This is a genomic window from Brevibacillus sp., from assembly GCF_003521185.1.
Classification (GTDB): Bacteria; Bacillota; Bacilli; order Brevibacillales; family Brevibacillaceae; genus Brevibacillus; species Brevibacillus parabrevis.
Genome location: NZ_DOTK01000069.1, coordinates 35,692 through 45,910, shown reverse-complemented (window position 1 = coordinate 45,910; position 10,219 = coordinate 35,692). Strand labels below are relative to the sequence as shown.

Below are 10,219 nucleotides of genomic sequence, written 5' to 3'. Positions count from 1 at the left end.
GTATTCAGTTTTGAAGGAACAAGAAGAAAAGCTGTATTCCCGATTACTTTTGCGAGTAATGGAGAATGCAGCTTTTTTTGTATGAGAAAACAGGTTACTCGTCATCGTTATCAAACGCACTGCCTTGCCAGAATGAAGAGTTATTTTGCCTAATCTGTTTCATAATAAATGTGGGATAAGCCGACTGATGATGTTCCAGAAAAAACTCAATGAGAAAACGTTCTGCCAGACCGTGTGACAAGACAAGCTCTCCCCACCACTCTGTTTCATATCTGCAAAGCATGCTCAACAAATACAGAAGCAGGTAATGGCTGGCCCAGTCAGGAAGAGGCAAAGAATCCGGAGAGCTATTCCAGAAGAAAAGACGGTGTTTATGCAAACGGAATAAAGGGTGTCGGTCCAGTTGCAGGAAGCTGGATCGAGGAAGGAGCAGCTGCTTGGAGTTCCCGTCTTGCCAGCGGAGTTCCAGTTGGAGATCGCCAGGTGAGACCCTGTTTATGTATTGGATAAAAGTCTGAGGAGAGTATGCCAAAGAGCCGTCTGTGATTTCGGGAAAAGCCACATGGAGCCACTGCTGCCTGTTAGAAGATTGGTTGGAAGCTTGTTTAGAAGGTGGCTCACATTCATGCCATTCCAGTTGCAGCCAGTGTTTTGGCTGTTCGGACAGTGTCGAGTAAGCATCACTGACCACGGGCATGGAAGAAAACAAGTCGTGCACCGAATAGCGATCCTGCATAGGGGAAAGATGAAACAGTTGCGCCAGCAAAGCGAAAAACCCTTCCTTTTGTGGGCGAAGCTCATCTTCCAGTAGCAGGTACGTGTTTCTTTTCAGCTTTCGCGTAGTGACACCGTGCTGGAGCACTCGGCTGTTTTGCGGATACGATGGGTCGCGAGTCAAAAGCATTCCCTTTAACAGATGGGAGCATCCATAAAAGAGCAGCAACGGCTGGATGGACAGGTCTGCTTTTGCAGCAGTCGTATAATATTGCCTGGCTTGTTTCCACAAAAAGAGGAAGCGGGAGCTTTGGTGAAAGGCCAGACGCTCAGCATGCTCGAAGCCCATACCGTCGTAGCAGGCAGTCAAATATTTTCGGGCTGTTGGTTCTGTTTCAAAATAGCGGAACAGGTTCCATTCAGGGTTCATTGCAACCACCTTTCATTAACTTTCGTGATCTGATTATCTGCACTCGTTATTTTTTTGATTTATCTGTCTAATACACTCTATACCCGAACGTTTTACACATTCCTTGACAGTAAATTATGCCGTTTGTTACACTGTCTTAAAATATTTGCCGAGAGGGGCTTTCTACTGTGCGGGAAGATAAATTTGTCAAAGAAGGACTAACATTTGATGACGTGCTGCTTATCCCAGCAAAATCCGAGGTTTTGCCAAGAGATGTCGATCTTCGGGTAAAGCTCAGCGAGACAGTTAGTCTGAACATTCCTTTGATCAGTGCCGGGATGGACACGGTAACAGAATCAGCACTCGCGATCGCGATGGCCCGCCAAGGCGGCATTGGCATCATCCATAAAAACATGACGATTGAGCAGCAGGCGAGCGAGGTAGATCGCGTAAAGCGCTCGGAAAGTGGCGTCATTACCAACCCGTTTTCTTTGAGCCAGGATCATACAGTAGCAGAAGCGGACGCTCTGATGGGCAAATACCGCATTTCCGGCGTGCCGATTGTCGATGAAGAAAAGCATCTTATCGGGATTTTGACCAACCGTGATCTGCGCTTTGTTCATGACTACTCGACACCAATCAAAGAAGTGATGACAAAAGACAATCTCGTGACTGCTTCTGTAGGAACAACGCTCCAGCAAGCAGAAGCGATTCTTCAAAAGCACAAGATTGAAAAGCTGCCACTGGTTGATGAGAACAATATTTTGCGCGGACTTATCACCATTAAAGATATCGAGAAGGCGATTCAATATCCGCAGGCAGCCAAGGACCCACAGGGACGCTTGCTGTGTGGCGCGGCGGTCGGTGTATCTGCTGATACGTTCGAGCGTGCAGCGGCGCTTGTACAGGCAGGTGTGGATGTCCTGGTGGTCGATACAGCACATGGACACTCCAAAGGTGTAATCGAAACCGTAAAAGCCATTCGCAAAGAGTATCCAAACTTGACGATCGTAGCGGGAAATGTTGCGACAGGACAAGCTACCCGCGATCTGATCGAAGCTGGCGCATCTGTTGTAAAAGTCGGTATCGGTCCGGGTTCCATTTGTACTACTCGCGTCGTAGCAGGTATCGGTGTACCGCAAATTACCGCGATTCACGATTGTGCCCAGGTAGCTCGCGAGTACAATATTCCAATTATTGCCGACGGCGGTATTAAATACTCCGGCGATTTGCCAAAAGCGATCGGTGCTGGCGCTTCTGCGATCATGATCGGCAGTCTGTTTGCCGGAACGGAAGAAAGTCCAGGCGAATTTGAGATTTTCCAAGGCCGCCGTTTCAAGGTATACCGCGGCATGGGCTCGATTGGCGCTATGAAAGCAGGAAGTAAAGACCGTTACTTCCAGGAGAACGAACAAAAGCTTGTTCCAGAAGGAATCGAGGGCCGCGTTCCTTACAAAGGGCCGTTGGCAGATGTGACCTACCAACTGATTGGCGGTTTGCGTGCAGGGATGGGTTACTGCGGAGCGAAGACGATCGAGGACTTGATCCAGAACTCCCAGTTTGTCCGGATCACGGGAGCCGGCTTGCGTGAAAGCCATCCACATGACGTGCAAATTACCAAGGAGTCACCGAACTACTCGATTTCTTAGTTTATAAGAAAATCCCCCCTTCTAGAAAGAAAGGGGGGTTATTTAATTTGTAGGCAAAAATTTAAAAACTGGTCGCAGTTAACGTACAGCTATCTTCTATAAATAGCGATTTCTCCGTCAGAGGCAATATTTCCTACTATCTTGAGGCGATAGTTCCCTGGGACGACAGATACTGGGTCGGTATAATCAGTATTGCCTTTTGGCGCAGTTAATCTTCCTAATTTAATTGTTTTCTCTACTTTTCCATTCTCGCTTAATTTTTCGATGTAAACTGTTACATCGCAGTTACTATTTGAAGCATCTAATCCAGCGTTAGCCTTTCCAAAGAGATGGAATGTGTCACGGCCAATATATGTACCTCCCTGTGTTACGCTGAAAGACCTCCAGTCAAGTTCAATGCCCATGGTACTAATATCCTTTTTAGTTTGCTGTTCCACTAGGGAATCGGTGTTCCTTTTTTCGACTGCGGCATGAGCAGAAACTGGATTCATAACAACCAAACCAAGAGCGAGTGAAGCAAAAGTGTATAAAACCTTATTCACGAGATAAGCCTCCTTAAATATTGAATATATTACCATATATACCGTAATATAATTTAATTTCAATTATATTTTATATATCCAATCAATTACCTACTAATGAGTCTATCTGGACTTCAATGAGATCGTAATGGTATGTTAAACTTACACTTGGTGCTCAATTACCGTATGAATTTATGACAGAATTGGAGAGTGAGAAGAAACTATGAAGCGAACAACATGGAAAAAGCGACTGACAGGTCTGATCCTTTCTCTCGCAGTGTTTGCAACCGCAATGGGAGGAGCGGCGACGAAGGCCGATGCAGCACCTGCAGCCGATCTACAACTGGCAGCGAAATCTGCCATTCTATTAGAGGCATCAACAGGAAAAATATTGTACAGTATGAATCCAGATGCCTCACTGCCACCTGCCAGCATGAGTAAGATGATGGCGGAATACCTGGTGCAAGAAGCAATCAAGGAGAAGAAAATCAGCTGGGATGAGAAGGTGCCCGTAAGTGAGTATGCCTTCTATGTGGCAAGAATCTCCGATACGTCTGGCGTATACCTAAATCTAGGTGAGTCCTTCACAGTCAGAGAGCTGTACAATGCGATGGCTGTCGTTTCTGCTAATGACGCAACTGTACTGCTTGCTGAAAAGATTGCGGGCAGTGAAGCAAACTTCGTGCAGATGATGAACAAGAAGGCTGCAGAGTTTGGTATGAAAAACACGTCTTTCGTAACATCTAGCGGTTTGCCAGCCAACGAGTTGGGACCATATTCCGTTAAGACAGATCAAGTGGAAAACCTGATGTCTGCTCGTGATTCGGCCATCCTCGCTAGAAACCTGATTCGTGATTTCCCAGAAGCTTTGGAAGTATCCAAGATCCCACGGTTTACGTTCCGTCCCGGTTCTAAAAATGAGCTGAAAATGGCGAATAACAACTGGATGCTGCCTGATCTCCCGAATTACTATCAAGGTGTAGACGGATTAAAGACTGGTTATACCCAAGCAGCAGGCAATTGTTTTACTGGTACGGCCGTTCGTGATAACATGCGCTTGATTTCTGTTGTCATGGGAACAGACAGCAAAACAAAGCGCTTCGTAGAAACCAAAAAGCTTTACGACTACGGTTTCAGCAATTTCAAATTAACCAAGCAGTTGGACAAGAATGCTTCTGTAAAAGGCTTTGAAACTGCACCTGTAAAGAACGGGGTAGAACTGACAGTACCAGCAGTAACAGGCAGCGAAGTAAACGTACTGACCAAAATTGGCGGGGAAGCAAAATTCACCCCAACAGTTACCTTCCAAGACTTGAACGCGCCAATCAAGCAAGGCCAAGTAATCGGTAAGCTCGTACTGAAAGAAGAAGGGGCAAAAGACACCGATTACCTCCAGCCGGAAGACGCGGCAAAAGCAGGCGTGGATGTAGTGGCAAGCCAAGAGGTGGAAGAGGCGAGCTGGATTCGTTTGTTCTTCCGCAGCATCATTCAATTTTTCAGCAACTTGTTCAGTAGTGGAACAGGAAATTAAATAATAGTTGTTTTCCCCCTCATCTATCGTTTACAATGACGGTAACAAGGAACCATAACAGAGCATAACAGTTACGGTTCTGACTTCATGATGTAGGGGGAATTTTCATATGGTACAAGTAGGAACGTCCCGCGTAAAAAAAGGTATGGCTGAGATGCAAAAAGGCGGCGTTATCATGGACGTCGTAAATGCTGAGCAAGCAAAGATTGCTGAAGCTGCTGGCGCCGTAGCTGTTATGGCGCTGGAACGCGTACCTTCTGATATCCGTGCTGCTGGCGGAGTAGCCCGTATGGCTGATCTGGGCATTGTGGAGGAAGTTCTGAACGCTGTTTCTATCCCTGTTATGGCAAAAGCTCGTATCGGACATTTTGTCGAAGCCCGCGTACTGGAATCAATGGGTGTAGATTACCTGGATGAAAGTGAAGTTTTGACCCCAGCCGATGATTTGTACCACATCAACAAAAAAGACTTCACTGTGCCGTTCGTATGTGGTGCGCGTGATCTGGGCGAAGCGCTTCGCCGCATCGGAGAAGGAGCTTCCATGATCCGCACAAAAGGTGAGCCAGGGACCGGGAACATCGTAGAGGCAGTTCGCCATATGCGCACGATGATGGCTCAAATCCGCAAAGTGCAGGCGATGTCTTACGATGAGCTGATGGCAGAAGCGAAAAATCTCGGTGCTCCATACGAACTGCTGGAACAAGTACATCAAACTGGCAAACTGCCTGTCGTGAACTTCGCGGCTGGTGGCGTAGCTACCCCGGCAGATGCGGCACTGATGATGCAATTGGGCTCTGACGGCGTATTCGTCGGCTCAGGTATTTTCAAATCGGAAAATCCGGAAAAATTCGCGCGGGCAATTGTCGAGGCAACTACCCACTACACAGATTACGAGCTGATCGCACGCGTATCAAAAGGCTTGGGCAGTGCGATGACGGGAATCGAGATTTCCAAAATCCGCGAAGCTGATCGCATGCAAGAGCGCGGCTGGTAAGGTGAGTCAAATGAAAATCGGTGTACTCGCGCTGCAAGGGGCTGTGGCAGAACACTTGCGCATGCTGGAGGAAGCAGGGGCGACAGCCGTTCCTGTCAAAAAAGCAGAGGAACTCGCAGACCTCGACGGATTGGTTCTCCCAGGCGGAGAGAGCACGACGATCAGCAAGCTGATGCATAAGTACGGATTCATGGATGCGCTTCGTGAGTTCGGAAGCGCCGGAAAGCCAATCTTCGGCACTTGCGCGGGAGCGATTCTCTTGGCTAAGCAGATTCAGGGGCAGGATGAATGCCATCTGGGGCTGATGGATATCAAGGTGGAGCGGAACGCGTTTGGTCGGCAAAAGGAAAGCTTCGAGGTGACAATGCCTGTAGCTGGTGTCGGTGCAGATTACCCGGCAGTGTTTATCCGCGCTCCTTACATCGTAGAAGTCGGAGAAAATGCTGAGGTGCTTGCCAAGTACGATGAAAAGATCGTCGTTGCCCGAAACGGTCACTACCTGGCGGCTGCTTTTCACCCGGAATTGACCGAAGATGCACGGCTGCACAAATATTTCCTCGAAATGGTCAAAGAGTACAGAAGCTAAAGCCCACCAATAAACATCCTCGAAAGAAGATCGGCATGAACAAGATGCCGGTCTTTTTTTGTATGAAGATCATCGCGGAGTAGCCTTTACATACGTATAGAACCTGTAGTACAGTTAACAATAGAAGTATGCATGAATGAGAATGCGATGATGAGAACAAGTACCTCATGAAGAATCTGGTGCAGAGAGTCGGTGGTGGGTGCAAACCGATCCGGTCTGTGGGGGAATCCATCTCGGAGTGGCAAAGGAATGAACTTTGTCCGGAACCGTCCCGTTACGACGGATTGAGTGGATACATGTGCAGTCTTGGCGTGTATCAACGAGGGTGGCAACGCGGGTATACAACACTCGTCCCTTATGGGGACGGGTGTTTTTTGCATTTTATTATCGATTCGGAGGGATTCGAACATGTTGGACGTAAAAGTATTGCGTCAGGATTTGGAAGAAGTAAAACGCCGTTTGGCGCATCGCAACGAAGATATTTCCGCTCTGGATCAGTTTGCAGAAGTGGACGAAAAACGCCGTCAAGTCATTCAGGAAGCGGAAGCTCTGAAAAATAAACGCAACACGGTATCTGAGCAAGTAGCCGTCATGAAACGGAACAAAGAGAACGCCGACCATTTGATCGCGGAAATGAAAGAAGTAAACGAGCGCATCAAAGCGTTGGATGAGGAACTGCGTGGGCTGGATGAACAGCAAGAACTGATTTTGCTGAGCTTGCCTAACCTGCCACATGAAAGCACACCAATTGGTACTTCGGAAGATGACAACGTGGTGGCTTGGACGTGGGGCGAGCCTCGCAACTTTGGTTTTGAGGCGAAACCACACTGGGAAGTAGCCAGCAAGGCAGGGATTCTCGATTTTGAAACGGCAGCGAAGGTAACCGGAAGCCGCTTTGTCTTTTACAAAGGACTGGGAGCGCGTCTGGAGCGGGCGTTGATGAACTTCATGATGGATCTCCATTCCAATGAACACGGATATGAAGAAGTCATCCCGCCATTCATCGTGAACCGCGCGAGCATGACCGGAACCGGACAATTGCCTAAGTTTGAAGAAGATGCTTTTAAACTGGAAGGTCCGGATTACTTCCTGATTCCTACCGCAGAGGTGCCAGTGACGAACATGCACCGCGACGAAATCATGGATGGAGCAGACTTGCCGAAATACTATACGGCGTTCAGTGCTTGTTTCCGTTCGGAAGCAGGTTCGGCAGGGCGCGACACGCGCGGTCTGATTCGTCAGCACCAATTCAACAAAGTCGAGCTGGTGAAGTTCGTCAAACCGGAAGATTCCTACGATGAGCTGGATAAACTGGTGAAAAATGCGGAGAAGGTGTTGCAGCTGCTTGGACTGCCATACCGCGTGCTGAGCATGTGTACCGGAGATCTCGGATTTACTGCGGCGAAGAAATTCGACTTGGAAGTTTGGATTCCAAGCTACAATACGTACCGGGAAATCTCGTCGTGCTCGAACTTCGAGGACTTCCAGGCTCGCCGTGCCAATATCCGTTTCCGCCGCGATACAAAATCGAAGCCGGAATTTGTGCACACTTTGAACGGATCGGGTCTTGCGATCGGCCGTACAGTAGCAGCCATTTTGGAGAACTACCAGGAACAAGACGGTTCCATCACCATTCCGGAAGTTTTGCGTCCGTATATGGGTGGAGTAGAAAAAATCTCCCCGAAATAAGCGAGCAAAGAAACGCATAAAAGCATATGGAAAAGCAAAGCAGCCTTCTGATTCTGACGGGTCAGGGGCTGCTTTGTTTTTGCCAAAAAGAGCTGTAAATCAAGGACAAGGGCATGTTTTGATAAAATGTGTTCTAATACAGTGTGATTTTTTTGAAAATTGTGTTGCGCTGTATTAGTGTCTGTTATATAATAAAAACAAATTTAAAGAATATTGTTTTAATACAGATATGGAGGGAAAGAAAATGGACTGCTATCGGTGTGAAGGAAACGGCGAACAAAATTGCCCAAGATGTGGAGGCGTTGGTCACGATGACAACGGAGCGGCTTGCCATCATTGTTTGGGAGATGGGCATGTGAGTTGCAGTCATTGCAGCGGCAGCGGATATCAGGATTAGATCATTTTTTTTGCACCCACTGTACTATAATAACTTTTCGAAAACGAATCTGTACCATAATAATTCGGACGTTATCAAGGATGGTGACCAGTTTTGACTACGATTCCAACTAATCCATATCCGCTGGAGATTCAGATCACTGGCGAGATGCATTCCGGCTATCAGGAAATCCTCACGCCAGAGGCGGTTCAATTTGTGATCAAGCTGGAACAAAAGTTTGGCGACAGACGGCAGCAACTGCTTGCCGATCGCAAGGAACGTCAGCTGAAAATTGATGCGGGACAACTGCCTGACTTTTTGCCGGAAACAGCCGAGATTCGCAACGGAGATTGGACGGTTGCTCCACTGCCGCATGATCTTTTGGATCGAAGAGTGGAGATCACCGGGCCATCTGGCGACCGCAAAATGGTGATCAATGCGCTGAACTCAGGCGCTCGCATGTTCATGGCCGATTTTGAAGATGCCAATTCGCCTACATGGGAAAACTCGATCCAGGGACAGATCAACATGAAGGACGCGGTTCGCCGCAACATATCATACACCAGCCCGGAAGGAAAACAGTACACCCTGAATGAGAAGACGGCTGTATTGATCGTACGGCCGCGTGGCTGGCACCTCGATGAAAAACACATACTCCTTGACCAACAGCCGATTTCCGGCAGCCTGCTCGACTTTGGGCTTTATTTTTACCACAACGTCGATGCTTTGATCGCGAACAAGACGGCCCCGTATTTTTACTTGCCGAAGCTGGAAAGCCATCTGGAAGCGCGCCTCTGGAACGATGTGTTTGTTTTCGCCCAGGAAGAACTGAATATTCCGCGGGGGACGATTCGTGCGACGGTGCTGATCGAAACGATTCTCGCTGCTTTTGAAATGGATGAAATTTTGTATGAGCTGCGCGAGCACAGTGCGGGATTGAACTGCGGGCGTTGGGATTACATTTTCAGCTACATTAAAAAGCTGCGCAATAGCCCGGATGTCATTACGCCTGACCGGGCACAAGTGACGATGACGGTTCCGTTCATGAAAGCCTACACCACTTTGGCGGTGAAGACTTGCCACAAACGCCAGGCACCTTGCATTGGCGGAATGGCAGCGCAAATTCCGGTGAAAAACGACCCGGTCAAAAATGAAGAAGCGATTGCCAAAGTACGTGCCGACAAAGAGCGGGAAGCATACGACGGGCACGATGGTACATGGGTAGCTCATCCGGCATTGGTGCCAGTTGCCATGGAGGTTTTCAATCGTTTGATGAGAGAACCGAACCAGATCTGGTATAAGCGCGAGGACGTGCAGGTGCAGGCAAGCGACCTTCTGGCTGTACCCGAAGGCACGATCACAGAGGAAGGCGTTCGTACCAACATCAGTGTCGGGTTGCAATATATCGAGGCATGGCTTCGTGGCTTTGGGGCTGTTCCGATCCACAATCTGATGGAGGATGCGGCGACGGCAGAAATCTCCCGTGCACAAGTATGGCACTGGATTCGTCATCGACATGGCGTTCTTCAGGATGGCAGAAAGATCACGGAAGGCTTGGTGAAACAGTGGCTGAGCGAAGAATTGCAAGCGTTGAAACAAGCGATTGGCCAGGAGCGTTATGAAAACAGCAAATTCCAGGTCGCGGGCGAGCTTTTCTTGCGGCTGGTGACGGAAGACGATTTTGAAGATTTTCTGACTGTGCCGGGCTATCGCTATCTCTAAATAAAACAATAAAAATGGGTGGGGGAAA

The 10,219-nt window shown here is 48.3% G+C and carries 8 protein-coding genes and 1 other annotated feature; of the genes, 6 read left to right on the top strand and 2 right to left on the bottom strand.

The annotated features are described in order from the left end of the window. Positions 1 to 94: 94 nt before the first annotated feature. The gene (locus DEP07_RS21115) at positions 95 to 1,144 is read right to left on the bottom strand and encodes a YaaC family protein (protein WP_287102983.1); all 1,050 of its coding nucleotides are present in this window, start codon (positions 1,142 to 1,144) and stop codon (positions 95 to 97) included. A gap of 167 nt (positions 1,145 to 1,311) precedes the next feature. Between DEP07_RS21115 and guaB the strand changes: the two genes are divergently transcribed. After that, positions 1,312 to 2,772, top strand: a complete 1,461-nt coding sequence (gene guaB / locus DEP07_RS21110) for an IMP dehydrogenase (protein WP_173599961.1) — start codon at positions 1,312 to 1,314, stop codon at positions 2,770 to 2,772. 89 nt (positions 2,773 to 2,861) lie between these two features. On the opposite strand, the gene DEP07_RS21105 is transcribed toward guaB, so the two are convergent. Further along, positions 2,862 to 3,314, bottom strand: coding sequence for a hypothetical protein (locus tag DEP07_RS21105; protein ID WP_287102982.1), 453 nt, complete (start codon positions 3,312 to 3,314; stop codon positions 2,862 to 2,864). A 202-nt stretch (positions 3,315 to 3,516) separates the two neighbouring features. Between DEP07_RS21105 and DEP07_RS21100 the strand changes: the two genes are divergently transcribed. From DEP07_RS21100 to aceB, 5 genes are all read left to right on the top strand, one after another. Continuing rightward, positions 3,517 to 4,824 (top strand): D-alanyl-D-alanine carboxypeptidase family protein, encoded by a 1,308-nt coding sequence (locus DEP07_RS21100; protein WP_173598240.1) that lies wholly within the window; start codon positions 3,517 to 3,519, stop codon positions 4,822 to 4,824. A 109-nt stretch (positions 4,825 to 4,933) separates the two neighbouring features. Continuing rightward, positions 4,934 to 5,818 (top strand): pyridoxal 5'-phosphate synthase lyase subunit PdxS, encoded by an 885-nt coding sequence (gene pdxS, locus DEP07_RS21095; RefSeq protein WP_122966893.1) that lies wholly within the window; start codon positions 4,934 to 4,936, stop codon positions 5,816 to 5,818. A gap of 10 nt (positions 5,819 to 5,828) precedes the next feature. Then, complete coding sequence (gene pdxT, locus DEP07_RS21090) at positions 5,829 to 6,404, top strand: pyridoxal 5'-phosphate synthase glutaminase subunit PdxT (RefSeq protein ID WP_122966892.1); 576 nt, start codon at positions 5,829 to 5,831, stop codon at positions 6,402 to 6,404. A gap of 138 nt (positions 6,405 to 6,542) precedes the next feature. Continuing rightward, positions 6,543 to 6,763: a binding site (T-box leader), on the top strand. Between the two features lie 49 nt (positions 6,764 to 6,812). Beyond that, positions 6,813 to 8,093 carry a serine--tRNA ligase gene (gene serS / locus DEP07_RS21085; protein WP_281869112.1) on the top strand — a complete coding sequence of 427 codons (1,281 nt, stop codon included), beginning with the start codon at positions 6,813 to 6,815 and terminating at the stop codon, positions 8,091 to 8,093. A 490-nt stretch (positions 8,094 to 8,583) separates the two neighbouring features. After that, positions 8,584 to 10,191: a malate synthase A gene (aceB, locus tag DEP07_RS21080; protein ID WP_281869113.1), complete on the top strand. Its 1,608-nt coding sequence runs from the start codon at positions 8,584 to 8,586 to the stop codon at positions 10,189 to 10,191. The last annotated feature ends 28 nt before the right edge of the window (positions 10,192 to 10,219 follow it).